This window comes from Paenibacillus amylolyticus (assembly GCF_051136285.1).
GTDB classification, from domain to species: domain Bacteria; phylum Bacillota; class Bacilli; order Paenibacillales; family Paenibacillaceae; genus Paenibacillus; species Paenibacillus amylolyticus_F.
This window is the reverse complement of the sequence record NZ_CP194938.1, coordinates 5,254,149-5,280,119: the sequence shown is the minus strand read 5'-3', so window position 1 is coordinate 5,280,119 and position 25,971 is coordinate 5,254,149. Positions and strand designations below refer to the sequence as shown.

At 46.6% G+C, this 25,971-nt stretch carries 22 protein-coding genes and 1 pseudogene; 7 read left to right on the top strand and 16 right to left on the bottom strand.

Annotated features, from left to right (window positions below; translation table 11 throughout):
- The first annotated feature begins 16 nt into the window (after window positions 1-16).
- Window positions 17-1,375 (top strand): annotated as a pseudogene (locus ACR8BL_RS22975) (IS3 family transposase).
- Between the two features lie 114 nt (window positions 1,376-1,489).
- On the opposite strand, the gene ACR8BL_RS22970 reads toward ACR8BL_RS22975, so the two are convergent.
- Both ACR8BL_RS22970 and ACR8BL_RS22965 read right to left on the bottom strand, forming a co-directional pair.
- A complete protein-coding gene (locus tag ACR8BL_RS22970) occupies window positions 1,490-1,846 on the bottom strand; it encodes a hypothetical protein (protein WP_434749699.1) in 357 nt (118 codons plus the stop codon).
- Window positions 1,847-1,911: 65 nt separating this feature from the next.
- Window positions 1,912-2,211, bottom strand: a complete 300-nt coding sequence (locus ACR8BL_RS22965; protein ID WP_434749698.1) for a hypothetical protein — start codon at window positions 2,209-2,211, stop codon at window positions 1,912-1,914.
- Between the two features lie 194 nt (window positions 2,212-2,405).
- On the opposite strand from ACR8BL_RS22965, the gene asnB reads away from it, so the two are divergent.
- A complete protein-coding gene (gene asnB / locus ACR8BL_RS22960) occupies window positions 2,406-4,250 on the top strand; it encodes an asparagine synthase (glutamine-hydrolyzing) (RefSeq protein WP_434749697.1) in 1,845 nt (614 codons plus the stop codon).
- 156 nt (window positions 4,251-4,406) lie between these two features.
- On the opposite strand, the gene ACR8BL_RS22955 is transcribed toward asnB, so the two are convergent.
- The 9 genes from ACR8BL_RS22955 to ACR8BL_RS22915 form a co-directional block, all read right to left on the bottom strand.
- On the bottom strand, window positions 4,407-6,104 hold the full coding sequence (locus tag ACR8BL_RS22955) for a methyl-accepting chemotaxis protein (RefSeq protein ID WP_434749696.1): 1,698 nt from the start codon (window positions 6,102-6,104) through the stop codon (window positions 4,407-4,409).
- Window positions 6,105-6,447: 343 nt separating this feature from the next.
- On the bottom strand, window positions 6,448-7,311 hold the full coding sequence (locus ACR8BL_RS22950) for an STM4011 family radical SAM protein (RefSeq protein ID WP_434749695.1): 864 nt from the start codon (window positions 7,309-7,311) through the stop codon (window positions 6,448-6,450).
- Window positions 7,308-8,699, bottom strand: coding sequence for an STM4012 family radical SAM protein (locus ACR8BL_RS22945; protein ID WP_434749694.1), 1,392 nt, complete (start codon window positions 8,697-8,699; stop codon window positions 7,308-7,310). Before ACR8BL_RS22945 ends, ACR8BL_RS22950 begins: the two co-directional genes overlap by 4 nt.
- 5 nt (window positions 8,700-8,704) lie before the next feature.
- Window positions 8,705-9,490, bottom strand: coding sequence for an STM4013/SEN3800 family hydrolase (locus tag ACR8BL_RS22940; RefSeq protein WP_434749693.1), 786 nt, complete (start codon window positions 9,488-9,490; stop codon window positions 8,705-8,707).
- Window positions 9,483-10,769, bottom strand: a complete 1,287-nt coding sequence (locus ACR8BL_RS22935) for an STM4014 family protein (RefSeq protein ID WP_434749692.1) — start codon at window positions 10,767-10,769, stop codon at window positions 9,483-9,485. Before ACR8BL_RS22935 ends, ACR8BL_RS22940 begins: the two co-directional genes overlap by 8 nt.
- Window positions 10,770-11,612, bottom strand: a complete 843-nt coding sequence (locus ACR8BL_RS22930; RefSeq protein WP_434749691.1) for an STM4015 family protein — start codon at window positions 11,610-11,612, stop codon at window positions 10,770-10,772.
- A 383-nt stretch (window positions 11,613-11,995) separates the two neighbouring features.
- On the bottom strand, window positions 11,996-12,619 hold the full coding sequence (locus tag ACR8BL_RS22925) for an XTP/dITP diphosphatase (RefSeq protein ID WP_434749690.1): 624 nt from the start codon (window positions 12,617-12,619) through the stop codon (window positions 11,996-11,998).
- 1 nt (window position 12,620) lies between these two features.
- Window positions 12,621-13,376: a ribonuclease PH gene (gene rph, locus ACR8BL_RS22920; protein ID WP_434749689.1), complete on the bottom strand. Its 756-nt coding sequence runs from the start codon at window positions 13,374-13,376 to the stop codon at window positions 12,621-12,623.
- A 119-nt stretch (window positions 13,377-13,495) separates the two neighbouring features.
- A complete protein-coding gene (locus ACR8BL_RS22915; protein WP_434749688.1) occupies window positions 13,496-14,551 on the bottom strand; it encodes a GerMN domain-containing protein in 1,056 nt (351 codons plus the stop codon).
- 444 nt (window positions 14,552-14,995) lie between these two features.
- On the opposite strand from ACR8BL_RS22915, the gene ACR8BL_RS22910 reads away from it, so the two are divergent.
- On the top strand, window positions 14,996-15,562 hold the full coding sequence (locus ACR8BL_RS22910; protein WP_434749687.1) for a phosphatidylglycerophosphatase A family protein: 567 nt from the start codon (window positions 14,996-14,998) through the stop codon (window positions 15,560-15,562).
- A 199-nt stretch (window positions 15,563-15,761) separates the two neighbouring features.
- Here the strand turns inward: ACR8BL_RS22910 and ACR8BL_RS22905 are convergent, their stop codons facing one another.
- The 5 genes from ACR8BL_RS22905 to ACR8BL_RS22885 form a co-directional block, all read right to left on the bottom strand.
- On the bottom strand, window positions 15,762-16,415 hold the full coding sequence (locus ACR8BL_RS22905; protein WP_434749686.1) for a ferric reductase-like transmembrane domain-containing protein: 654 nt from the start codon (window positions 16,413-16,415) through the stop codon (window positions 15,762-15,764).
- 37 nt (window positions 16,416-16,452) lie between these two features.
- Window positions 16,453-17,499: an FAD:protein FMN transferase gene (locus tag ACR8BL_RS22900; RefSeq protein ID WP_434756448.1), complete on the bottom strand. Its 1,047-nt coding sequence runs from the start codon at window positions 17,497-17,499 to the stop codon at window positions 16,453-16,455.
- Entirely contained in the window at window positions 17,496-17,819 is a 324-nt protein-coding gene (locus ACR8BL_RS22895) for a hypothetical protein (protein WP_434749684.1), read from the bottom strand. The genes ACR8BL_RS22900 and ACR8BL_RS22895 overlap by 4 nt, the downstream gene beginning before the upstream one ends.
- A gap of 191 nt (window positions 17,820-18,010) precedes the next feature.
- The gene (locus tag ACR8BL_RS22890; RefSeq protein WP_434749683.1) at window positions 18,011-19,003 is read right to left on the bottom strand and encodes an MBL fold metallo-hydrolase; all 993 of its coding nucleotides are present in this window, start codon (window positions 19,001-19,003) and stop codon (window positions 18,011-18,013) included.
- Window positions 19,004-19,020: 17 nt separating this feature from the next.
- Window positions 19,021-19,764 (bottom strand): class I SAM-dependent methyltransferase, encoded by a 744-nt coding sequence (locus ACR8BL_RS22885; RefSeq protein WP_434749682.1) that lies wholly within the window; start codon window positions 19,762-19,764, stop codon window positions 19,021-19,023.
- A gap of 232 nt (window positions 19,765-19,996) precedes the next feature.
- Here ACR8BL_RS22885 and ACR8BL_RS22880 point away from each other — a divergent pair, with 232 nt between their 5' ends.
- The 4 genes from ACR8BL_RS22880 to ACR8BL_RS22865 all read left to right on the top strand — a co-directional run bounded on the left by ACR8BL_RS22880 (window position 19,997) and on the right by ACR8BL_RS22865 (window position 25,519).
- Window positions 19,997-20,872: a DUF72 domain-containing protein gene (locus tag ACR8BL_RS22880; RefSeq protein ID WP_434749681.1), complete on the top strand. Its 876-nt coding sequence runs from the start codon at window positions 19,997-19,999 to the stop codon at window positions 20,870-20,872.
- A 123-nt stretch (window positions 20,873-20,995) separates the two neighbouring features.
- Window positions 20,996-22,351 carry a dipeptidase gene (locus ACR8BL_RS22875; protein ID WP_434749680.1) on the top strand — a complete coding sequence of 452 codons (1,356 nt, stop codon included), beginning with the start codon at window positions 20,996-20,998 and terminating at the stop codon, window positions 22,349-22,351.
- Between the two features lie 641 nt (window positions 22,352-22,992).
- Window positions 22,993-23,568, top strand: a complete 576-nt coding sequence (locus ACR8BL_RS22870; RefSeq protein ID WP_434749679.1) for a TetR-like C-terminal domain-containing protein — start codon at window positions 22,993-22,995, stop codon at window positions 23,566-23,568.
- Window positions 23,569-23,938: 370 nt separating this feature from the next.
- Window positions 23,939-25,519: an oleate hydratase gene (locus ACR8BL_RS22865; RefSeq protein WP_434749678.1), complete on the top strand. Its 1,581-nt coding sequence runs from the start codon at window positions 23,939-23,941 to the stop codon at window positions 25,517-25,519.
- Window positions 25,520-25,971: the final 452 nt, after the last annotated feature.

The following is a 25,971-nucleotide window of genomic DNA, read 5'->3' as shown; positions in this document are numbered from 1 at the left end:
GAGGTACAGTTTTTTTATGACTAAATTCAGTTCGGATGAAAAGGTACAAGCCGTTATGCGTTATGAAAAGGGATCAGAAAGCTTGAAAAGCATTGCAAAATCGATCGGGATTTCACCACTCTGTCTTTTCAAACTGGATTAAACAATATGAGCATCATGGTGAAAAAGCTTTTATAAAGGGCTATACATCATATCCTACTCAGATTAAACTAGACGTACTTCATTATATGAACGAATTTGGGACGTCTGTTAGAGAAACGGCTGCTATATTTAATATTCCTAGCCATAGTACCCTTTTAAGTTGGCAAAAAAGCCTGGCATTACAAGGGATAGACGCCCTTCAACCAAAGAAAAAGGGGCGCTCATCCATGAAAAAAGGATCTAAAGCACAGAAGGATCAAACGCTAGTAGAAGGATCTGTAGAGGCTTCACAAGCAGAGGTAGAGCGTTTGAAAATGGAGAATGCTTATTTAAAAAAGTTGAATGCCTTAGTTCGAAACAAGGAAAAATCACCAAGCAAGACAAAGCTCAAGTAGTCTATGAACTAAGGAACGAATTTTCGGTGAAAGCACTTCTACAGCTAGCAGATATCCCTCGTAGCACGTATTATTACGTCGTAAAAGCGTTTGGTACGGTAGACAAGGATTTAGAGCTAAAAGACATGATACAAGCGATTTATAAGGAGCATGAGGGGCGCTATGGTTATCGTCGTATTCGCGATGAGTTAACCAATCGTGGACACCGTGTGAATCATAAAAAGGTACAGCGTTTGATGAAAGTATTGGGATTAAAATGTTTGGTACGTGTGAAGAGATACCGTTCGTATAAAGGGACAATTGGCAAGATTGCACCGAACCTATTAGAACGCAATTTCCACGCTGAAAGGCCAAACGAGAAGTGGGTTACGGACATTACAGAGTTTAAATTGTTCGGAGAAAAACTATATTTATCTCCCATACTTGATCTGTATAACGGAGAAATTATTACATATACGATGGGTTCAAGACCGGTCTACTCGCTTGTTTCCACGATGTTAGATCAAGCATTTTGTAGTTTAACAAAAGAAGATAAACTCCTTATCCATTCGGATCAAGGCTGACACTACCAGATGAGACCATATCGTCATGCCCTTGAAAAACGTGGCATTACGCAAAGTATGTCCCGTAAAGGGAACTGCTACGATAACGCCGTCATGGAGAACTTCTTTGGCATCATGAAATCCGAGTTTTTGTATTTAAAGCAATTTGAAAACATCTCACATTTTAAACAAGAACCATCCAAATACATCGATTATTACAATAACAAACGCATTAAGGCAAAACTAAAAGGCATGAGTCCGGTACGGTACCGGATTCATGCCCAACAAGTTGCTTAAAGATGTAATCTGTCTAACTTTACGGGGTCACTTCAATGCTACGGCGGTTTTTTTCCATCTCTATTCTTTAATCCTCTAATGTCCGTTACTTTCTGTTACTTGTTCTTCCTCTGCTTACCCCTGACCAACCAAATACCGTTGAAGTGTAGGTTTAAGCAAACCAAAGGCCAACAGGTTACTTTGAAACTGTGCCTTGTCTTCCTCCGCCGTGATCCCTTCACTATTTTCAAATGCCGTTTCTGTCGCATCTTCAAAAGCGGTATGCATATTGTTGTTATACCAGTCGATGGCTCCATCCGAGTGATTGCGCACAATGCGCACTACCTGCAGTTCATTCCCCGGCTGAGTTGAGGCAACATATACAAGCAAAGACGGATCACCTGCATTCCCCGGTTGTACTTCCACTTCGGCACAAGACAATCCGTCCACTTCCGTTAATCTGCGTATTTTAGCATCCTGAATGGCATACATCGTCATCTTCTCCTTTTGTTCTAATCACTTGCACTTGCTTCGTTCCAATCATGTTGCTTGCCTGTTCAAGTACTTTGTTCGATCTGGTGCCTGGTCTCTGGCGTCCCGAGCCGGTAAATTTCCCGATACACCTGCTGCAAAACGGCTTCATAAGCACGGTTCACATCATGTTCTGGCGTGTCCGGCCAAGGAAATACCATTCCCGGAAAGGCTTCTTCTTCCTTTTCCTGCATAAGATAAAGCAATCCCAGTAAATGTTCGGCTTCCTGAGGTGTCGCCTGAATCACCCATTCATACGACGTTGCAGATGAATCTGGTATGACGGAGCGGCCCATGACAGACACATAATAATTGATCCTGTCCATTGCATGTTCTCCCCTTCACAGGCAGCTTAAGGCTGTTATCCCTAGATGTAGTTTCCGAAGAGGACAGACATTTTATGCCTGCATTCGGCATATATTTGTTACGACCTCTGACGAAAAAGACAACATTTGCTAAGTGCTTTTGATTTTTAGCAGCATACAGATGAACGACTCGACCAAGAAAGGATGAACAAACCATGTGCGGTATAACCGGCTTCGTACAGTGGAATCGGGATTTGACACAGGAATCGGAGTTGCTCGTTCGGATGACGGATAGCTTATCGAACCGTGGCCCCGACGCTTCAGGTACATGGATCTCCAACCCCTGTGCTTTTGGACATCGCCGCCTCAGCGTAATGGATCCGGAGAATGGGGCACAGCCCATGCATGCGTTACAAGGAGACACCTCCTATACTGTTGTGTATAACGGAGAACTATACAATGCACCCGAATTAAAAAAAGAGTTACTTCAGCGTGGGCACCATTTCCGTACCCAATGTGACACAGAAGTTCTGCTTGGCTCATATATCGAATGGGGCCCGGCATGTGTTGAGAAGTTTAACGGAATTTTTGCTTTTGCCATATGGGACGGCGGAAGAGAACAGGTTTTCATGGCACGTGACCGTTTAGGAGTAAAACCTCTCTTTTATAGCAACACAAAGGATGCACTTGTTTTCGGTTCTGAACCCAAAGCCTTGCTCCTTCATCCAGATGTCGAAGCCACGGTAGGGCCAGAGGGACTAGCAGAAGTATTTATTATCGGGCCCGCACGAACACCTGGACATGGCGTGTACTCTTCACTCCATGAACTAAAGCCTGCTCACGCTATGATTTACAGCCGTAGTGGCATAAAAACATATGCCTATTGGAAGCTGGAATCCGTCAAACACGAACATAATCTGGACGAAACAGCAGCTGAAGTGCGGCGTCTGTTACAGGATACGCTGGAACGCCAGTTAGCTTCTGATGTTCCCGTGTGTTCCCTGTTATCCGGCGGCCTTGACTCCAGTGCCTTGTCCGCTTTGGCGGTCGATTATTACAAGCGTACAGGGCAAGGTCAAGTCAGCACGTATTCGGTTGATTACGTCGATAACGCTAAACACTTTCAGGCACACTCCTTTCAGCCCGGAGCTGACGGCCCTTGGATCCAACGGATGGTTGATGAGCTCCAAACTGATCACCACTGGATTGAGATTGAAAATGGAGAACTTGTGCACGCACTCACTCAAGCTATGCTGGTAAGAGATCTGCCCGGTATGGCAGACGTTGATTCTTCCCTGTATTTGTTCTGTAAAGAGATCAAAAAAGGAGCCACCGTCGCCATCTCTGGTGAAGCTGCTGATGAAGTATTTGGCGGTTATCCTTGGTTTCACCGGGATGAAATGTTGAACTCAGGCACATTCCCTTGGTCTGTAGCACCTGACATGCGGGCAGGACTGTTATCCCCGGACATTCGGGAATGGATTAGACCGCTCGACTATCTTGCAGACCGATATTCGGATGCCGTTGCCGAAGTTCCGCTACTGGATGGTGAGGCAGGAAAGGCAGCTCAGATGCGTGTAATGTCTTATTTGAATATTACTCGTTTCATGCCTACACTTCTGGATCGCAAAGATCGGATGAGTATGGGTGCCGGTCTCGAAGTACGCGTTCCTTACTGTGATCACCGACTAATTCAATATGTATTTAACATTCCTTGGGAAATGAAAATTACCGGTGGCCGGGAGAAAGGTATTTTGCGAAAAGCGCTTGAAGGTGTCCTTCCTGACGATGTGTTATACCGTAAGAAGAGTCCATATCCCAAAACACATGACCCTCAATACCTTGCGGCCGTTAAGCAGCAGGTGCTTGAAATACTGGATAATCCAACGTCGCCAATTCTTCCATTAATCGATAAAGTGCAGATTCGGAATCTCGCCTCCTCGCCGGATGCCTCCTCGAATCTGCCGTGGTTTGGACAATTAATGTCAGGGCCACAGTTGTTTGCTTATTTAACACAGATTAATAGCTGGCTGAAAACATACAACGTCGCTATCCGTTAAATAACGCAACCTAAGCTCACGTGCAGCTCCAAGCAAACGTTATCCCATCTCCTGAACAATGTAGTCTTCCACTAGCTTTAGCAACCAAAAAATGCCCCTATACCATTACCATGGTGCAGGGGCATTTCAGTATATTCAATTCGTTTCTTAATTAAGTTAAGAAACTTTGAAACGAGCAACCGACTGCTGTAACATTTCAGCCATAGATGAAAGATCATTCGCAGCCGATGCAATCTCCTGCATTGCAGATAACTGCTCTTCGGTTGTTGCACTCACTTCCTCTGTTCCCGCAGCCGCGTTTTCTGTTACCTCCATGATGGATTTCATCGATGCATTAATCTGCTCTACGCCCGCATTCATCTGTTCAATCGAAGCAGACACCTCCTGAGCTTGACCCGCGACACCACTCACTGAAGTTCGAATATCGTCAAACGTAGATCCGGCTTGATTCACTAATTGAATGCCTTCTTGTACCTCAGATGACACCATACTCATCGAGTGTGCAGCATTTTTCATCCCCGTTTCCATGGAGGAAACCAATGTCACAATTTCTCCTGCAGACTGTGCAGACTGCTCGGACAATTTCCGAACCTCGGTAGCCACAACCTGAAATCCTCTTCCGTGTTCTCCCGCTCTCGCTGCCTCAATGGCCGCATTAAGAGATAACAGATTCGTCTGTGCAGATATTTCAGAGATCGCATCTACCATTTTTACAATATTGGTGGAGTGTTTGCTCAGTTCTTCAATGACGCCAGCAAGGTTTGAAACGGTATTTTTAATCGAGTTCATCTGTCCGACCGCTGAGCGGATGGATTCACTGCCGGATATGGTCTGGGCAGAAGCTTCTGCCGCCTGCTCGGAAACAACAGTTGTATTTTCAGCCACTTGCCGGAAACCCGTTGCCAGTTCGTTCATCGTCTGGAATCCTTCACTGACCATACGAACTTGTCCATCCATTCCCTCTGCGATCTCCCCCATCGTAGTGGCTACTTGTTCATTGGCGGTAGCAGTCTGTTCTGTACTTGCTGTCAACTCTTCCGAAGAAGCCGCTACACGTTCCGCACCATCGTTCACCTGATGTATCAGCGTACGTAAATTGACGGACATCAAGTTAAATGCCTCAGCCATCTCCCCAATCTCGTCTTTGTTACGAACCTTGATCGGCTCGCCTGTCAGATCACCCCCGGCAATTCGGCCAGCAGCGTGTGCAACAGCCTGAACGGGTTTGGAGATCACTCGGCCAATAATGATTGCGATTGCTAAGCCAATAAGGATAGAAACGATACCTAGGATACTGATCAAGCGAAGAACCGTAGCTGTCTGAACATTGGCGGCAGCGGCTCCTTCATCCATTGCTTTTTGCTGATGGTTTTCCATAGACTCAACAATTTTTTCGAATTCACTAATAATTTGAGGAGCAGTGCCTTCCATTAACCGAGATATTTCATCCACATTTCCTTGCTTTGTCAGAGACATTACATTTTTTGAAAAATCATAATATTTGCTCATCATCTCATCGGAGTTCGCAAGATATTGTTTCATATTCGGGCTCGATACTGTCGCCTTTAAATCTTCGCTCAATTTTATGTAATCTTCATATGCCTTCTGAAATGCATCTTCATTCTCCTGACTAGGCTGCATAATGTAGTTCCTCAAAGCCACTTGTTGTGATTTAAGATCAATCGTCATGTTTTTAATTTTAAGTAATTTGCTGGTTCTATCATTTATTAAATCGGTAAACGTTTTCTCCAGACTTACAAATTGAAAGTATGAAATAGCTGTACCCGCTATCAACAACAATAGAACGGATGAAAAACCGATAAGCAATTTTTGACTGATGGATACTCTTTTCACTTTGAATTCCTCCTGAGGTTCAATGAAATTATGTGAAACCAAATATACTTTTACGTATTTACCCCCTCCTATTTTCAAGACTAAAGACCTACATTGTGATATATACTGATAATATAAACACTGATATTATCTATCAAACGGGTCTTTGTTCCTAATTCATACTAACCCAAATTGAACCAAACTTGAATCAAAAAATATTTTAAATTTGTAAACAAAAAAGTCAAGACCTATTTGAAAATAAAAACCACTTTTCTTACATTCGTCACATAACAAAAAAAACACCTTCCAGTACACTTGCAGACAAACCTTTCGGTTTGAAGCAAGCATTTCCTGAAAGATGAATTTATTGATGTATGAAGGCTGGGTTCCGTTCCAACAGCCCTGTGCCAAACATTTCTCTGAACGGTGAATCCTGCATATGGATATAACCAATGTAACAGCCGCATTTTTTCATACCACAAGGTCGATCTGCCGCCAAAGCTTGCAAGCCGTCACGATAGAGATGACCAATGATGCGGCGATCTTTGTAACACCTTTTCACATGTCCCGAGCCCTGCACGTAAAATACATCCGCGCCTGCGGCACAGCTTTTGCCCAAGCTATCATAGTCCTGCAAATTCCCCTCAAACAGCGGATCGATTCCCTTGAGAAACTTTATCTCATCCGGGGTGTAGTACTTGGGCCGGTCTTTGAACGCGTTAACCCACATATATACATCATCCGGCAGAGCTTTTCTCATGGATTCTATTGCCGGAAATGCACTACGCAATCCTACCGTACCTACGCTGAAAGACAACCCCATCTCACGCAAAGCCATACACTGATTAACAAAAGAGGTTTCTTTGGTCTCCCGAGGATGATATGTTGCCCAGAAGGCAGCTTTATCCACATGCAGCTCACGCGCCCAATCCAGCTTAACGGATAGGTTAGTCTGGACTGCTACTTTCTCCACATGGGCCATATGTGACAATTCAACCATCGCTTCCCGATACCAGCGCCGCACCAAGGCTTCTCCATAGGGGTTGAAGAAAATAGAAAAACGATGCCCATGACTCTCCTGTTCCCTCACCCAGTTAACAAATTGCCGCAACTGTTGTTCATCCACACTCAATGTTTCTTTGGAATCAACTGTTTTACTAAAGGGGCAGTAAGGACAGTCATAGTTACAGGAGGACAACTTCCCCCGATAATATAAGGTTGCTTTCATGAGAAAACAAACCCTTCCATCTGCTCACGGATTTCAGCAGAAATCAGCCAGTCCCCAATGGCATCAGAGTATCCGAGCCCGTCCTCTGTCAAACGCAGCACTCGCTCATCTCCAGCGATATCAAAACATGCCATCTCTTCTGCTAGTAATTCATTCAGCCACGGATAGTCGGACATCACATCTGTTCCAAATCTCTCCTCGTAGGTGGACAACAGGAGACCCTCCCGATGCAGTAACGCTTTTAATATGAATCGGCGTCTCTGTTCTTCACGGCTTAATACAATGCCATAATCCGCTGTGTCATAACGTTCAGCGTTTACGTAATCGGCGATAATGCTCTGTGTTGCTTTATAGGTCACACCATACTTGGACGCATAGTGCACCTCGCTCGTATAGGAGCGAGCACCACATCCGAGACCAACCATGCCCTCTTCCTGGCAGCTGTAGGGTAACAGCACTTTGGCAGAAGACTGCTCCTTCGCAAATCTACGCATGGAATACTGCGTGTATCCTTTGCTTTTTAACAGTTCGCGCGCAGCTTTGTACAGTTCCATCCGAATATCGGGTCCTTGACGCTTAATATCTTCGGGCTTCACAATTGTATTCTCCCGTGTATACAAAGGATAAATAAACACTTCACCTGGATCATAGGCCAGCACACGTTCAAGGGAATAGATCCACGTATCCACCGTTTGCCCTGGCAGACCATAGATCAGATCCAGATTCAACAGCGGAAAATCATGACGAAGCAGCTTCACCAAAGCCCGTTCTACCTCCTGCGGTTTTTGCGGCCGATAGATGGCAGATGCCTCTGCTTCAATTAAACTCTGAATCCCCATACTTACTCGGTCCACTCGTCGTTCTTTCAAAATGCTCAATTTTCCATCCGTTACTGTATCAGGGGAAGTCTCAACCGAAATAGAAGCTTGTGATGGATCTAGTCCCATCGTATGTTCAGCAATGTCGAACAGCCGGCTCAGCTGGTTCTCATTCAACAACGTAGGTGTTCCGCCCCCAATGGCAAACCTCGAATAGGGTCTACGTGATGTAATCGGCGCCCACTGCTTCGCTTGACGTTCAAGTGCATCCACGTACTGTTCATGGCTATCCTGCCTTTTGTCCGGCAGTGTGAACAGATTACAAAACCCGCAACGAGCGGCACAAAAAGGGATGTGCATATATAAAAAATAGGTATCTGTATCTTCCTTTTCCCACAGTGACTGCAGCGGAACCGGCGGATTCAGCTCACGATATGCCGTCTTATGCGGATAGGAGTAGAGATAAGAACGATAAGGGAATTTCAGCACTTCACGAAGACTTGCTGTTGGATCGGAGCCAGACTGTGCGGAACCTGTTGGCATTTGCTCTGTATACTCACTCATCGGCATCCTCCTTATAAAATAAATTCACGGTACGGCACAGTCCAAACGACATCGTGTGCCAGACGGTGACCGTGATACCCGTCCTCACCGTAGGCGGTACCATGGTCAGAGAAAGCAAGACAAAACGTTGGACGCTTGCGTTCTCTCATCGCTTCAAACAACGGCCCTAATGCCTTATCCACATATCGCAGCGCAGCTCGCTGGGTCTCCACCGAGTCTTCCCGGGCGCCTTCCACAAAATATCGATTGGGTCCATGAATGGCAGACACATTCATAAACAGGAACAACTTTTCATCAGGCGCAGTCTGATGAAGTAGCTTTAACGCATGGTTGACCTGATTCTCTGTGGACCTGGGGTTGGTGACCCCAAAATTCATTCGCCAATAACTTTGCTGAAAATAACCAGGCAGCACTTTCGCGAGGGGGTTCTTTTTCGTAAAAAAAATGACCCCGCCGATGCAGATCGTACGATACCCCTCAGCGGCAAATCCGGAAACGATATCTGGTGTATCAAATAACCAGGTGTGAGGATGAGTTTTAAGTCCGGTATTCCGAGAATGGAACAACCGGATATGAGATGCTTTATCTGTATTCGCCGGTGTAGGCATAAAACCGCCAAAAAAAGCATGATGTGCAGCATATGTAAAACTGCCGGGGGTGTGCCGTTTTTCCCACGGACCTGAGCCGCACAGATTAGGGCAATGCTGCTCCTCCAGCTTGGCAACGTCATATCGCAGTGTATCCAGTGTAATCATTAAGATATCATAGGAGCCTACAATGGTGTTCATATCAGGCATGTCTAACAGGCTCCTTTCGCAAAAGCTTCATTTCCCATTCATAAGGGCTCATCCCTTCATATTCGACCCGATATAACAGGTCTCCAAACGGATTCACATCAAGCACGTACGCACGAGGATTCATGCCGCTAGTCAGCATCACATCAATACCTGCCGACCATGATTTAGGGAACACTCTCATCGTATGTTGAGCCGCCTTCTGAATCATGGACAGATGTAATTCGTTCAGACCAGCTTCTGCTGGCAGCATCCGCTCATTCCGTAGATGAAGATTCGTGATCGGTGTATGGCTAAGACGCATGACCGCATGACCAACCTGTCCTCCCATCACGAGTTGACGAATGTCATAAGCACGTTGATCCAGCGTTGCTTTGGGCATCCATCGCTCCACCTGTGCACCTTCAGCACAGAGCCAGTCCAACAGCGTACGAATTTCATCCGGACTGGTATACTTCTGGAGTTTACCCTGGTTATAAAAAACAGTTTGACCTTGCACGGACTCCATACCTACCGTTGTTATCGCCATCTCCGCACCCGTCCGTGGATTCACCTGATAAGCGACAACACCAGAGGCGCCCGAGCCATAGGCAAGCTTGACAAAGACGCGGTGCATCCGTGATGCATCCAGGGCCGCACGCAACATTTCCCAGCTCTTAATCGGCTCGGAAGAAGGTACTATCGGTGGTACTGAAATCCCATGACACGTGAGATAAAGCTGACATTCTCTTTTATCAAACATCATGCCAATCTCGCCAGGATCATTCCAGAATTGCACATCAGGCCATACTTCACGCGCTTCTCGGGCAATTCGGTCAAGACAAGTCTTCCAGCCCCTGAACCATTGGGCAGGTGCGTAAATCCTGCCCCATTGTTGCTCTAATGTGAGTGCTGCTTCGGCGGAGAAATATTCCCGTTTCACCTTTGGTAAGGAGGATGGCAGATCAGTTTTAACGCAGGTTTTCGATCCCTCAAAGCTCGGCACTTGATCGTTCAGCACTTTACTGTCCGATACTTCGTAGTCGGTTGCTCCGAGATGTAACAACCCGCGCTCTACCTCCCAATCCTCCCCGGGAGCATCCAGTCGAATGAGCGGGCTAGGTGAGATGGATTGCACAAGTTCGGCAAGACTGCCTCCCCGTCTCCAGGTTCGGAGCAGGTCCTCATAAGGCAACACCATCGCAGGTTTCATGTCCATTCGTCTTCTGGCTTCTTGTAGCCCTGCCGTTCGTCGGTTATCTGGATTGCTGATTAATAATAGATCCTTTTCATGCAACATCATTTATTCTGTCAGCATCGGGAAACGCCAGTCATCCTCATCACTTTCCTGCTGGTCACTGACATCCACCGACATGCCTGATTGGTTAAAGCGCTCCATCATTTCGTCCGTCATAAAGTGATAGCTTAGGTTTAAATGTTTTAATTGTTTGACTTTTTCGCTGGCAAGCAGTGCTTCTGCACCTTCATCGCTCAATGTTCCCTCGGAAAGATCAAGTACCTGAATCTGATCCAGAATCGGTGCATCTACAACAGCCTTTGCGATCTCATCCTGTATTTCGCTGTTTTTCAAACCAAGGTACTCCAGTTTAGGAAAACGTCCTTTTTCAATCAAAGGCAGTACGTCCTCTAATGAACCGTCGAACCCGTAGTCTTCTACACCCAGGTACAGTTCGAGCTTGCGCAATTCAGGCAATTCAGCGGCCGCAATGGAATGTAATACTTTCTTTGGCAGACCGCCACAGATAATCATTAATTCCTCCAGCTTGCTGTGCTGAAGAGGTTCAAGTTCCAGTCCGCTACTCCCTTGGATTACAAAGGAAGTCAAATTAGGAAAGGCTTGCAGAATCGGCGCAAGATTCGTCTGAACAATCCACGAAACTTCGCATTCTTCGGACTCCATATCTCCGATAAATAATTGTTTCAAAGCAGGGAAACTTGGTGCAAGCTCAATCAACGTATCCTTGAATTCCTGCGGAGAATTTTCATAAGCTTGTCCCCAATCTCCAATGATCAGACTCTCCAGCGTAGCCGCTTCAGGATTCGCTGCCAAATCTTGAAGAAGTGTCTCCATTCGAATACCTTCTTCATAGTCATCGTAATTTACAACCAGCTTCACTTCTTGCATGCCAAATCCCTCCCGTGTAAGGTGTATCATCGTTCACTAATCTGAATGTTAACCCATACCCGGTCTGACTTGCAACTTCTTCCAACCCCAGTCCCAATGCCCTTCCCAATCGTGCAAATCACCTCTTGTTCGGCATAGGAAAAAGAACACATGTTCTTATTCATAATATCCTTAATCAGTCATAATATCTAGGTATTTGGAAGGACCACGCGTGAGTAGCTTAACAACGCACCAAAAAAGACGCTAACAGAGTGACAACCTTATCCCATAGGAATGAAAGTTGTTTCCATTAACGCCTTTACAAATTAGAAACTCATCTTGCTTGGACGTGATAAAGTCAATCGATTCGTCACGTTATGGAAGCTTGTAGCTCACCTTGTCTTTTATGCTTTCAGGCGGGAAACGAGTGCTCTCAGCGCATGACCACGATGACTAATGGCTTGTTTTTGTTCCAGCGTAAGTTCAGCCATTGTTTTCTCGTACTCCGGCACATAGAAGAGTGGATCATATCCGAAGCCGCCTTCTCCTGCCGCGTCAGCCGTAATCCAGCCTTCCGCCGTACCTTCTGCTTCATACTTGTCCCCGCTTGCCGGATCATACAGCACCAGTGCACAGACAAATTGTGCCGGGCTCAGGAGGGGTTGCTGGGAATCTTCCCCGGACTTCAGTGCAGCGAGCGCATCCAGCAGCTTCGCATTGTTCTGTTCATCCGTTGCACCTTCACCTGCGTATCTTGCCGAGTAGACACCCGGCTCTCCGTTCAGCAGTTCCACACAAAGTCCTGAATCATCTGCCAGAACGGGTAGCCCCAGCGCATCCCCGACCGCCTTCGCTTTTTTCCACGCATTCTCGGCAAAGGTAACGCCGTCTTCTACGACATCCGGCAGCTCCGGATAGTCAAACATGCTTTTGACCTCTTTACCCAGCGGAGCAAAGGCATGTGCGAATTCACGCACTTTCCCTGCATTGCGGGTGGCAACAATGATAACCGGGCTGTCCAGACTCATTTTACGCCTCACCCAGTCCGCGTGCGCCAATCTTAAGCGCGATCGGCCCGAGCACTTCTTTTTGACGCTCGATCATTTCCAAAATCCCCTGTTCACCAAGTTCCAACATCGCGTTCAATTCACGGCGATCAAATGGCGCTTCCTCCCCTGTTCCCTGAAGCTCCACATATTTACCACTGCCCGTCATCACCAGGTTCATGTCCACCTTGGCTTTGGAGTCTTCTTCATAGTTCAGATCCAGTACTGGTTGTTCTCCCACAACGCCTACGCTCACGGAAGCGAGGAAGTCTGTAATCGGGAACACTTGCAATTTGTGTTGCTGGGCAATTTTGTTCACTGCGAGCGCGAGCGCAACAAATGAACCGGTAATCGATGTTGTACGTGTGCCTCCATCCGCTTGAATAACATCACAGTCTAGCGTAATGGTACGTTCCCCGAGCGCCTGCAAGTTCACAACCGAACGAAGAGCACGGCCGATCAGACGTTGGATTTCCATCGTACGCCCCGTCAGTTTACCCCGATTCGCTTCACGCTGGTTCCGGGTATGCGTGGCACGCGGAAGCATGGAGTATTCCGCTGTAACCCAGCCTTTGCCTTGTCCTTTCATAAAGGGCGGTACACGTTCCTCTACCGTTGCCGTACAGATTACCTTTGTATCCCCAACTTCAATCAATACAGAGCCCTCGGCGTATTTATTCGTGTTAATTGTTAAATTCATCGGGCGCAGCTGTTCGCTAGTTCGTCCGTTAGATCTCATATTTTCTGCCTCCTACGACTTAAGCATCCTGTAATGTTGAAACTTATTCTCTGTTGCAGCCATCCTTTATATTTTACCAAAGAGTTCAGTTAAAAGCACCCTTAGGCATCTCCTATCCTTTAAATCGGGATTTCGTTGATATACTCCGGCTTCGAAACAGGTGCGCTGTAATCCCGGTTATCGTCGCCTTTGACCGTTTTCTGCCCGTTCCATTCAATCTGCACTTTGGTATCTTTGCTGCCTGTATTCTCGGCGGTTGTCAGGACAACCGACTGCAGCAACTCACTTGGTACAACATCCCCCTCTCTAAACATGTCATCTTTCAGTGCAACCGTCACCGTGCCATCCTCAGACGTCTTAACGGACTGGAGTTCTGTTCCACCTGTCATGACTTCTTCAAGTTCTCCGCTCTTGGCCGGCCCTTTGATTAACTCATTTAATGCCGCCTTTACCCGGTCTCCACCCGGAGTTACGAGACGTGTAACAGGAACATAGTACTGCACACCAGCAGGGGAAGCGGCTGAAAAATAAACCGTAACCGGACTGCTGTTCGTAGTAAAGGACTCCCCCAGATCCAGATTAATGCCTACTGCACGATTCAATGGCTCCGGCAGCGGCGTACTGTTCACAGGCATCTGGCTTAACTTTTTGCCATCCACCCAGATCTGTACATTATTTACGTCTGGCGTACCCGTCAGCGTCCACGTCACCGCTTCCAGCATTTTACGCTCATCTTTGGCATCATATTTGGCAAAGTTACCCGAGAACTCGACAACAGCCAGTTTGTCGTCCGCATGGATCGTTACATTTTGCACAACCGTACCCTGCGGTAGTACACCTTTGAAACCTTCAGGTAACATGCCCGCGTATACTCCGCCCGTAACTAATGTATCTAAAGCGGTCTTCGGGCTGCTCACATCGGTTCCAGAAGGAAGTGTTAAAGAGACTGGAGCGAGCAGCCCCTGCTGGTCTTGCAAATATACGGTCGTCAGCGGGAGGGTTGCGAGCGTTCCATTACCTTCAGCAGCCTGAATCATGGCGGCTTCCTGAATACGTGGCGGCGGATCAATCGCTTCTGAAGATTGGGCACCAAACATACCACAGCCAGTCAAAACTACAGGAATACTTAATAAAGCCGCTGCTGATGCCTTGCGTAAAGATGGGATTTTTCTCATGATCACGTTCCCCCTCATCATTTTTACAGTTTGTACTACCATGTATACGAGCCTTTGATCAAAAAATAACTACTTTTTGCACAAGCCCTCGTTGAATCTGGCGATCTTCATATGTAACAAACATAAAAGCAACGCAATACGGTTAATAACGTATGTAGGTAAGAAGTACACAATCATCGATATATAATCGATATATAAGTTGAATGATTTTTTACACGTTAACGGAGAGGACAGAAAAAACCTGGAAAAGCGGAGCGATCGCCTAAAAGCTTTCTGCAAGAAAGCTACTTCGAAAGTATACGCTTATCATCGGATTTCCCCTTTGAAAATGGGGATCGAAAAAATCTGGGGATAACCGCTACCCTCAAGGTTCTTCTGTCATCGAAGTGTTCCCGTGTAAACCTCTTCGTTCAATTTATATTTACACCAGAGGAGGACTCGCCCATGGAACATCCGGAGCAGGAAAAAATCCCTTACAGTCTGAATAGCCGTAAAGTTGCCGAAGCAACAAGGGAATGGTTGCACAAACGGGGCGTCACGATCCCTGAGATCGCAGAACTGGTTATGCTGCTTCAGAAAAAGTATTATCCTGGACTGACGATGGAAGAATGCATTGAGAATGTAGAGATGGTTCTGAAAAAACGCGAGGTACAAAATGCGGTGTTAACCGGCATCCAGCTTGATCTGCTGGCAGAACAAGGACAACTGATCTCTCCTCTGCAAGAGATGATTGAGAACGATGAAGGGCTGTATGGCGTAGATGAGATTCTTGCCTTCTCGATTGTGAATGTATATGGCAGTATTGGATTCACCAATTACGGTTACGTGGACAAGCTCAAACCCGGCGTGTTAGAACGCCTCAACGATAAAAGCCTTGGGCCTGTGCATACGTTCTTCGACGATATTGTCGGAGCCATCGCTTCTGCTGCCAGTAGTCGTATTGCTCACCGCAAACAATCCGAGCTTGAAGAAGCATTAGGAGAAAACCCCGTCAGTGACGACAAGGTTTAATTCTATTTCGCTTGCCAGTAACGATAAGTTTGCATAAAATGGATTCGTTTTCGCGTGAATACATATCAGCCTGATATACGTTCATATGAAACGCCTCAGCAAAAAAAGCGGCCTGCTTTGGCCGCTTTTCTATTCATAAATGAGGTTGGAGTTCACACCAAAGCAAGAGAGATAGAGACACTATTCCCTGTAGCCATGCCTACTTGAGCTGCTCTTGTCCCAGAGGTACAGCTAATCCATAGGTTTCCGCCCACTTTCGATCCCTGATCGGTTCTGATTCGGTTCGTTTGGGTCCAATCGTGATCTCCGGTCCTTTACGCTCCAGTAACAGGCCGCGCAATACAGTGATACCAAGAATACTTACACCTGTAAATACATACATCAAGCGCATCAGGACATGAGCCGAATCACTTCCTGTGACCATGCCATGAACAAGTAAACCGGCAAACACCGGATAAGATAACAGGTTGAACATAAACCAGCATTGGTGACCTAACTTCCGGCGCAGATCACCAGACAATAATACAATCAGCAGACCGTAGACGGCTAACGTCCCCAGCCCACTGCCAATCGGATGTACCGATGCAGTAAATGGAATCAACAGTTCACTCCAAGTAAACGGACTGTACTGATCAATGATTAGTGTGAGTGCATGAAAGGTACCAAGTCCAAAGGCAAGCCAGATTGTCCGTGTGTGCCACTCAGACATAACAGATCTCGGTTCCCCCTTTGCCATTGGCATGCCTTGAGCAATACCAAGAAACACACCTGTAAAAAGCAGCAAGTATGCGGCGATTCCACTAAATCGAATCATATCCCACGTTGGCAGGTAATCTACAATCCACTGTGCCATAACCGGCTCCTCCACATCTGCTAGAATTGTCCCGTTCCTATTCGATCAAGCTGAACCGATGATCCGGGTCAAATCCAGGCCAGCGCTCAGCGAGTATTGACGTATTACCTCTAAAATAAACGTTCCCATCCCGAGTCATCCAAAGAACATCGTGCCGGTCATAATGACGATTAAGCCAGTTCACTGCCTCCTCACTTCCCAAAATACAAACGGTCTTGGCTATAATTTCGCATTGCGAAGCATGCTGACCAACCACTGTACATTGCAAAATATCAGTATCCGCCGGTTCCATCGTCCGGGGATCAATAAGATCATGTGCTGTATGACCATGCTCATCTTGCCACTGTCTACCCGTAATGCCTGATGTAGAGACAGCCCCTCGCTGTAGTCTAACAGCCCCATTCATACCTTGCTCCTGTGAGAACGGACTGTTCACCTCAAGTGTCCAATACTGATGATCTGTCATTCCCCATGCCTGAACTTCACCACCTGTATTAATCATGCCCGCAGTAATCTTCAACGTCCTCTGCAACCAGTCTGCAATGCGTTCTACAGCCCAACCTTTCACGATTCCACTGAGATCAAGTTTGGCTCCCGGATCTAAGTGAACCATCCGGCTGCCTTCCCGTTGTATCCACTTCGGACGGCTGTAGTCATACCCATGTTCGCTCCTACTGACGTGTTTCGTTTCTCCTGTACGAAACAGACGCGCCAGCAGAGGCTGCTGGGATGCTCGCTGCTGTACCTTCTCAAAGCTCATATCATATCCTGCTGAACGCAGAGCGTGTGAAATACCTGGCTGGAAAATGCCCTCTGTCTGCCCGATATATCCATAAGCCAGACTGAGTACCTCATCCATCGCAGCCGACACAGGTATCCATCCTTCACTCTGATTCAGACGATTCAATTCACTATCAGCCACAAAACGGCTGAAACGCTGCTCCTGTGTTTCAAACCAGTTTTTGACGAGGGAGGCCGCATGTTCCGCTTGCTCTCTACCTGCCGAAAGCTGTACTTCCACCTTGGTGTTCATCGCATAAAAACAAAATTGCAGGGGACGCAAAGCCTGCTCTGTGCTGTTCATGACGCACCTGTGCGTGACCGATAATTGCCACTACTGATTCCGGAATCTGCGTTCCAGTCATGTTGCCCGAATTGCTGACTGCGTGAATTGGCATCCTCACTGTGCTGATCTGCCCCTTCTGGAGACCACTCATCCATCACATCGTCGCGTGATCCAACCGAAGTTGAAGCCGTCACTCCTGTATCTGCACCTTTTGCTGCGGCATAAGCCGTATCAAAAGCATCCGAAGTTCTTACATATTGAAAGAGTGCAGCAACAGTTAACGTTGCTGCAGCCGAAGCTTGCCATTTTCTCCATTGGTTTCGTGTACGTCTTGTCATCGCTTATCCCTTCTTTCTATAGCGAAGTTCATAATTGTATAATAGGCAAGCAGGCTTAAAAGAAGCTGAATAAACCGTTAAGAGTGGCTAAAGCTTTTAAATGTGATCTCACAAAAAAAGCCCCAAACAGGTAGATCCTGCTTAGGACAACGACAAGATTGATATTCAATAGTATGACTTCTGACACCTTATTATAATGTTGAAAAATAAATGATGCCGTTCGGTTGCTGTTCCTGGCTCACTAAGCCACGCCGGATTAATTCCTGCAAGTGAGCCAGCGTTTCGCTCATGGCAAAGCGCAGCTGATGTGTGCCAAGCCGATCACCAAACAGATGCAGGCAGATCTCATACGCGTGAGCCGAGCTTTCCTGCAAACGTTCTGTAAGTTTTGCCAGACGTTCTTCATGATGAGCAAGTAATTCGGTAGTGCGTTCCGTAAAACGGGGGAACGGATTTCGATGTCCCGGATATGCACACTCTACCGTAAGAGAGCTCAGGTGCCGCAAGCCGTCCATGTACGATTGTAACGGTTCCGGGTCACTGCCCGGCTGCAAACTGATATTGGGCGAAATCTGGGGTAATACCGCATCTCCGCACAAAATCTCCTTGGATTCGAAAGCATAGAATGACAGATGACCTGGAGCATGTCCACCCGTTTCCACAGCGATCCATGCTTTTCCCCCCATACGGAGCGTATCCCCATCTGCAATGATCGTTACCTTCGGGAGCGGTGTAATCTGTGAAATGAATGTTTTCATATGTTCCTTGATTTCAACCGTCTTATGCTGCGGCATACCATGAAGAAGGTAATATTCCGGCAGTCTCTCTTCGATACTTGCTCCGTCTCCCCACATATAATCCGTTTCCTGGCGGGATCGGGCTGACATCAACACCGGTGCACCCGACATCTGCTGCATCCATCCGGACAATCCCAGATGATCAGGATGATGGTGAGTTAATACAATTTGGTGAATATCCTCAAAGGTCAGGCCGAGATTCGCCAATGCTTCTCGCCACTCCTGCTCCGTCTCAGCTGTCCGCGGTCCCGGATCAACAATGCTCGCTTGTCCATCCGGTTCAATCAAAATGTAGCTGTTCACCCAGCGTAGCGGAAAAGACATGGTGATTTGAATACGGTGCATGCCCTCCGGCATGGATAACGCTTCGGTTCTTGTACGTCTCATCGGCTTCCCCTCCATTTTTAATCCGCAGGACGATGTCCCACAAAAATCATGCGCGGCGATGTCTGCTCATCATATATCTCTTCATCGTAGCTGCCGTGAACCTGATCTACCTGGAGTTCCGCCTCCTGCAACATTCCGCTGAGCTCCTCACGCGCATAGAGCTTGACACTTTCCTTATAAATTCGCGGCTCCGTTCCGGCTGTGAGGTCCGTAATTCGAATCTCCTTTTGCACAAAACCATCTTGTATCCTGCGCAATTCCTCAATCCGCTGTCCTTCATCTTCGCGAACAGAGTGTGGCACCAGATGTTTCTTCACATGAGCCGTGTTGATAAAATCTATAATGAAGCTGCCTCCCGGCCTCAATACATCATGCATTGCACGCAGCACCTTCAATTGCTCAACATCCTCGGGAAAGTATCCAAACGAAGTGAACAGGTTAACTACGGCGTCAAAACGAGCTTTTAGCGGTAGCCTGCGCATATCGGCATGATACCACCTGACCCGATGATCGGTATCCAGTTCCCTGGCTTCGTTCAGAAGCACATCCGACAAGTCTACTCCCGTCACCTGAAAGCCAGCATCTGCAAGCGCCAAAGAGTGCCTGCCCATGCCACAGCAGAGGTCGAGCACATCTGCATGAGGATGAAGCTTTAGCCAATGAATCATTTTATGTACTTCTTCATAGGCACCGTGTACATCCCGATGTTTGTATACGAGCAGATAATCTTCGCCAAAACTCTTTTCGTACCATGCCGTCATGTAAATTCTCGCCCTCCGTATTGTCAGTGGTACCCTTAAGCCATTTCAATTGAACCAGACTGGTTCTGCTCTACTGCTCTATGTATCATTCCAAATTATTGTAACGCTTTATGCCTCAAACTCAAAATAACCCTCTAACCCCCTCATTGAACGCTCCCATAACGCACGATATAATGTTAGACATGTCACACTCCTGCGAATCGGTTAAATACATACAACAGGAGGTGTTCCTATGATTCGTATCGGACTTACCGGATGGGGCGATCAAGATGACCTCTATCCGAACCGTACCCAAGCGAAGGACAAGCTTCGTCTGTACGGACAATATTTCTCTACAGTAGAAGTGGATAGCTCCTTTTACGCTGTGCAACCTCGGGATCGGATGGCTCGCTGGGCGGCGGAGACACCTGAGTCATTTTCGTTTATCGTGAAAGCCTATCAGGGAATGACGGGACATCTACGCGGCAAGCCGTACTTTACCAGCACGTCCGAGATGTACAAAGCCTTTCGGGAATCGCTTGAACCTGTTATTGAAGTTGGAAAAATGCAGGCAGCCCTGTTTCAATTTCCACCATGGTTTGAATGCAACCGGGACAACGTGAACGAACTACGGGAAGTGAAGCTTCGCATGGAGGGCATTCCGTGTGCGATTGAATTTCGTCACCAAAGCTGGTATGCAGACGCCCTGCGTGAGCGCACGCTCCATTTTCTGAAAGAGCAGGGATGGATTCACAGTGTCTGTGATGAACCCCAGGCAGGGACGGGTTCTATCCCGATCGTTCCTATCGCAACCGATCCCCGGATGACACTTGTTCGTATGCATGGACGCAATGTATCGGGCTGGCAGCAAAACGGCGCACCAAACTGGCGTGAGACACGTTATCTATATCGGTACAATGAGCAGGAGCTGCTGGAGTGGAAAGGTTATCTGGAACAGCTGCAGGAGCAGAGTGAAGATGTGTTTGTTATTTTCAACAACAACTCCGCCGGAGATGCCGCTACCAATGCACAGATGATGATGGAATTGTTGAACCAGCCCGTTAAGGCATTTCCTGACCGCACCGAGCCGGAGAAAGAAGAAGGGCCCGAGCAGCTGGAGTTGTTTTAGTACTACACATGATTCACTTTATAATGAAACCAAGTGTCTGGACATTTTTTCGACCAATGTTTTATTAACCTGACAAAATGGATTACAATAGATTGAAAGCAGATTAGAAGGAGGCCTTTTTTAATGAAAGAACAAGCATATTTGGAGCAAAACCGGGACAAACATCTGGCAGAACTGAACGAATGGTTATCCATTCCAAGTATCTCCGCCATTTCTGAGCATAAAGAAGATATTCAACGTGCGGCACAATGGGCAGCAGATGCACTTACACGCGCAGGTATGGAGAATGTCGAGATTATTCAAACAGCGGGTCATCCCATTGTTTATGCAGACCATCTACATGCTCCGGGTAAACCAACAGCTCTGATCTATGGACACTACGATGTGCAACCTGTTGATCCGCTTCACCTGTGGGAGACCCCTCCTTTTGAACCAACCATTCGTGACGGCAAGTTGTATGCCCGCGGTGCAACGGATGATAAAGGACAAATTTTCATACATATCAAAGCCGTTGAAGCGCTGCTTGCGGAAAATAAAGAACTGCCAATCAACGTAAAATTCTGCATCGAAGGCGAAGAAGAAATCTCCAGCCCGAACCTGCCGATTTATTTGAATGACAACACCGACAAATTGCGTGCAGACATGGTGCTGATCTCGGATACGTCCCTTTTGGAAAAAGGAAAACCTGCCATCTCCACGGGCCTGCGCGGCCTGTGCTCGATGCATGTGGATCTGTTCACCGCCAACACCGACTTGCACTCCGGTTCCTTCGGCGGCGGTGTACCAAATGCGCTTCACGCCCTCGTCTCTCTGCTGGCATCTTTGCATGATGAGCAAGGCCGCGTGAGCGTGGATGGATTCTATGATGGTGTTCTCCCGTTGTCCCCCGAGATGAGAGAAGAATTCGTGAAGCAAGGCTTCAACGAAGAACAGCTTCGTAAAGATCTAGGACTGGAGCAACTCTATGGCGAGGAAGGTTACTCCTTTGTGGAACGTGTCGGCGCACGCCCAACACTTGAACTGAACGGCGTATGGGGCGGTTTCCAGGGCGAAGGCAGCAAAACGGTCATTCCAAAGGAAGCCCATGCCAAAATTACTTGCCGTCTTGTCGCTGATCAAGATCCGCAGCATGTACTGGATCGCATTGAAGCTCACCTGCGTGCACATGTGCAACCAGGAGCGAGATTGCAGATCAAACAAATTGAGAAGGCTTTTGCGTTCAATACCGATCCGACTGATCCTATCTTGCAAAAAGCTGCAGATGCTTATGCAAAAGTATATGGCGTGCGCGCCCTCTTCACGAAGGATGGCGGTTCCATTCCAATCGTTGAGAAACTTTCACGCGTGCTTGGCGTGCCTGCCGTGATGATGGGCTTTGGGCTGCCAGACGAGAATCTGCATGCACCAAACGAACACTTTAACCTAGAGAATTTCGATAAAGGGTTGCTGACCGTAGTGGAGTTTATGAAAAGCTTATAATCGTTAAAAGACACGCTTACACGGAGATCACTACGCAGGGAGAACAAGCTTCTGATCGCTGTTATTCCCGGATTTCTTTGATCCTTTTTCTAAAGGGAGAAATCCGGTAATAAAGGCGAGCGCTTCGCTTCTACAGCTTTCTTCTCCCCACTCCGTTTAACGTGTAAATTTTATTTAACGCTTATAGAGGATAAAGTATAAGAGAGCATGCTTCGCTTCTTCAGAATCGATTTCGCCCCCTCCACTACGTTATGCGCGCTACCATAAGTCGTTTTAAAAGCAAAACCTAGCTTTTATAGGGATGTGTAAGATAAAAGGAGGGCGCTCGGGTGGGCGTTCTGGTGGCGAATCGTTCTGGGCAGATGTCTTGATAACTTCATGTTGTAATAGCGTTAAAACGGTGACCTGAATGGTCATCGTTTTTTTATATCGTTAGATTTCGTTGTGCAGTGATCAATTTAATCTTATACACAGGATAAATATGGTAATATTTATTGGAGAGTTTGCGTAGGAAGCTCATAGAGAATTACTTTTTACGGGACAGCAACATCAATCTTGAGTGTAGATTACTTTTTCCAACCGGATAAGTTCCTATTGCAACTAGTCTTACAACCCGAATCTGAATGATGAGGTGAACGGTAATGTCTGCTTCTCATTTGACCAAAAACGCGCTGGCTCATTCGCTAAAATGCCTGATGGAACACACGCCGTTAAATAAAATTACGGTAAAACATCTCGTGCATGACTGCGGTGTGAACCGACAAACCTTTTATTATCATTTTCAGGATATTTACGCCCTGCTTGGGTGGATTTACGAAACGGAAGCGGTGGAAAGTATCAATGCATACCGCAGTTATGATACGTGGACCGAAGGATTCTACAAAATCTTTTGTTATATCGAAAATAATAAAGCTTTTTGCTGTAATACACTTGAATCACTTGGGCGCTCTCACCTGGATGGATACCTCTATCAAGTTACACATGATTTGATTATGGGTGTGATCGATGAACTGGCATGCGGAATCAAGGTTCGTGATGAGGATAAAGAGTTTGTTGTTAATTTTTATACACTGGCTTTCACAGGCATGATTATTCAGTGGATGATAAATGACATGAAAGAACCGCCAAAACAGATTATCGATCGTTTAAGTGAGCTGATTGAGGGCAATGTGCTCAGGGCGCTGCATAAGTATGAGCATAAATATGTGTACGAGTAAGTGCATCTACAAGGGAAACAGTAATAGTAACAAAGAATAACCGAACATGCAGTACACTAACAAAAACGCAAACAACAATAGGCTTAGAAGAAAAATAACAAGCTGCCATCCTGTTAGGATGAGCGGCTATTTTGCCGTTATCGGTTTTGTATTGACGAGTTTAGCCATTAATTAGGATGGCTTACCTATTTGTGCGAATAACTATAGCTGCGTCGCATGCCATTTGCTTGATCCACTGACCTAAAACTAGACATTTTTCCAAAAGTGACTAAAAATCATACAGCTGTCTTCTTTTGATCATACCTTCTTTTTCGGTGCAGGTTTACATTGGAAATGTGAAGAATATACCATCTTTTGGAGGCGATTGATCGTGAAAAAAGAACATGGCTCTAAACAGGTTTATTTTGTAGGCGGCGGTATTGCATCCCTCGCGGGAGCGGCTTATTTGGTCAGAGACTGTGACTTCCCTGGGGAAAATATTCACATCATTGAGGAAATGCCCATTCTTGGGGGGAGCAATGACGGTACAGGCAATCCAGAGCAAGGTTATGTCATTCGAGGTGGACGGATGCTTAATGATGAAGCGTATGAAAATCTGTGGGAACTGCTAGAGACCATCCCTTCCATCGAACATCCGGGTATATCGGTCAGAGAAGAGATTACGGCTTTTGATAATGCCAACCCTACTCATTCCAATGCACGGTTAATTAACCGCGATGGTCAGGTGGAAGACGTATTGTCCATGGGTTTTGATATGGCTGATCGACTGGCGATGGGCAAACTCATCATTACGCCTGAAGACACGCTGGGCAAATTGCGAATCAATGACTGGTTTGCACCCCACTTTTTCCAAACAAACTTCTGGTATATGTGGGCAACTACGTTTGCTTTTCAGCCTTGGCACAGTGCGGTAGAGTTCAAACGATATATGCTTCGCTTTTTTCACGAGTTTCCAAGAATTCAAACGCTCGAAGGGGTTACACGTACACCCTACAACCAATATGACTCCATCATTCTGCCGCTGCACCGATACTTGGAGCCGTACGGCGTAGATTTTACGCTGAAATGCACGGTCACAGATCTGGATTTCAAAGAAGGCGACGGAATCACGGTCACACGTATGCACGTTCGGCGAAATGGCGCCGAGGAAGTGATCAACATTGATGAAGGCGATTTAGTCATTGTTACGAACGGCTCCATGACAGAAGGTGCTGATCTGGGCTCCATGACTTCGGCTTCAAAACTGAATGGCAAGGGTAGCTCTTGGAAGCTGTGGGAGAACATCGCGGCGAAAAAACCGATGCTGGGCAATCCGTCTTCGTTTAACGACCATGTCGATGAGTCCAAATGGGAATCGTTTACGGTTACCTTCCAGGATTCGATCTTCTTTGATCTGATGGAAAAATTCACACGCAACCGTGCAGGCACAGGAGCACTGGTTACATTCAAAGATTCGAGCTGGTTTATGTCCGTTGTTCTGGCTTTTCAGCCGCATTTCCGGAATCAGCCAGAGCACGTCAAAGTCTTCTGGGGTTATGGATTGTATCCTGATAACGTAGGCGACTATGTGAAAAAAAGAATGTGTGATTGTACCGGGGAAGAGATTATGCAAGAGTTGATCGGCCATCTTCATTTTCAGGAGCATCAAGAGGCGATCATGGCAACAGCCAATTGTATCCCTTGTATGATGCCGTATATCACCGCGCAATTCATGCCACGGCTGAACAGTGACCGGCCTCAAGTTGTGCCGGAAGGTTCAACGAATCTGGCATTTATCAGTCAATTCTGCGAAATTCCAGACGACGTGGTGTTCACGGAAGAGTATTCGGTGCGCGCTGCACGGATTGCCATATATACGTTGCTTGGCATCAATCGTCCAATTGAGCCGATCCATCAATATCAATACGATGTGCGGACGCTGTTCAGCAGTTTTGTGACTTCGTTCAGATAAGAAATGAGTTCGTAGGTTGACTCTTATTTTGCTATTGGCTTAGCTGCAAAGTTCAGATCCAATTACGTTCTTTCATGTGAACCTAAATGCGGTATATTAAAAGAGCCCTGTCAGATCTAAAATGTACCCTTGGTAAAGGACATTTTAATTCTTTGACAGGACTCTTTTTTGAAATGTATCTTTTGTAAAGCTGTAAAATATGTAAGAACAACCCCCCTAAATAGAAGTGCCAATGCTAGGCACAACCCCTTCACGAGAGCACCAAACAAAAAAATAAGGAGCACACCAAAAAACATAGACAAAAACTAGCTACTTGATGCTCTAACGATCACCACAAACCTTATTTCACACTTTTAGAGCCTTTTAAAAATCTAACGATCACCAGAGGCCTTATTTGGGATGGAACGTCTCTTTTACACCCTAAAACTGCTCATTTACATGAAATAGCGTGT

What these genes read in the sequence shown, in the direction of transcription:
- ACR8BL_RS22930 (WP_434749691.1), bottom strand. Translation starts at nt 11,612, where the DNA reads ATGCAAGAAGTGAAGCTGGTTGTAAATTACGATGACTATGAAGAAGGT.
- ACR8BL_RS22915 (WP_434749688.1), bottom strand. Translation starts at nt 14,551, where the DNA reads ATGAGAAAAATCCCATCTTTACGCAAGGCATCAGCAGCGGCTTTATTA.
- ACR8BL_RS22875 (WP_434749680.1), top strand. Translation starts at nt 20,996, where the DNA reads ATGAAAGAACAAGCATATTTGGAGCAAAACCGGGACAAACATCTGGCA.
- ACR8BL_RS22870 (WP_434749679.1), top strand. Translation starts at nt 22,993, where the DNA reads ATGTCTGCTTCTCATTTGACCAAAAACGCGCTGGCTCATTCGCTAAAA.
- ACR8BL_RS22945 (WP_434749694.1), bottom strand. Translation starts at nt 8,699, where the DNA reads ATGCCGATGAGTGAGTATACAGAGCAAATGCCAACAGGTTCCGCACAG.
- ACR8BL_RS22905 (WP_434749686.1), bottom strand. Translation starts at nt 16,415, where the DNA reads ATGGCACAGTGGATTGTAGATTACCTGCCAACGTGGGATATGATTCGA.
- ACR8BL_RS22880 (WP_434749681.1), top strand. Translation starts at nt 19,997, where the DNA reads ATGATTCGTATCGGACTTACCGGATGGGGCGATCAAGATGACCTCTAT.
- ACR8BL_RS22950 (WP_434749695.1), bottom strand. Translation starts at nt 7,311, where the DNA reads ATGAAAGCAACCTTATATTATCGGGGGAAGTTGTCCTCCTGTAACTAT.
- ACR8BL_RS22935 (WP_434749692.1), bottom strand. Translation starts at nt 10,769, where the DNA reads ATGATGTTGCATGAAAAGGATCTATTATTAATCAGCAATCCAGATAAC.
- ACR8BL_RS22940 (WP_434749693.1), bottom strand. Translation starts at nt 9,490, where the DNA reads ATGCCTGATATGAACACCATTGTAGGCTCCTATGATATCTTAATGATT.
- ACR8BL_RS22895 (WP_434749684.1), bottom strand. Translation starts at nt 17,819, where the DNA reads ATGACAAGACGTACACGAAACCAATGGAGAAAATGGCAAGCTTCGGCT.
- ACR8BL_RS22925 (WP_434749690.1), bottom strand. Translation starts at nt 12,619, where the DNA reads ATGAGTCTGGACAGCCCGGTTATCATTGTTGCCACCCGCAATGCAGGG.
- ACR8BL_RS22900 (WP_434756448.1), bottom strand. Translation starts at nt 17,499, where the DNA reads ATGAACAGCACAGAGCAGGCTTTGCGTCCCCTGCAATTTTGTTTTTAT.
- rph (WP_434749689.1), bottom strand. Translation starts at nt 13,376, where the DNA reads ATGAGATCTAACGGACGAACTAGCGAACAGCTGCGCCCGATGAATTTA.
- ACR8BL_RS22885 (WP_434749682.1), bottom strand. Translation starts at nt 19,764, where the DNA reads ATGACGGCATGGTACGAAAAGAGTTTTGGCGAAGATTATCTGCTCGTA.
- ACR8BL_RS22910 (WP_434749687.1), top strand. Translation starts at nt 14,996, where the DNA reads ATGGAACATCCGGAGCAGGAAAAAATCCCTTACAGTCTGAATAGCCGT.
- ACR8BL_RS22965 (WP_434749698.1), bottom strand. Translation starts at nt 2,211, where the DNA reads ATGGACAGGATCAATTATTATGTGTCTGTCATGGGCCGCTCCGTCATA.
- asnB (WP_434749697.1), top strand. Translation starts at nt 2,406, where the DNA reads ATGTGCGGTATAACCGGCTTCGTACAGTGGAATCGGGATTTGACACAG.
- ACR8BL_RS22970 (WP_434749699.1), bottom strand. Translation starts at nt 1,846, where the DNA reads ATGTATGCCATTCAGGATGCTAAAATACGCAGATTAACGGAAGTGGAC.
- ACR8BL_RS22890 (WP_434749683.1), bottom strand. Translation starts at nt 19,003, where the DNA reads ATGAGACGTACAAGAACCGAAGCGTTATCCATGCCGGAGGGCATGCAC.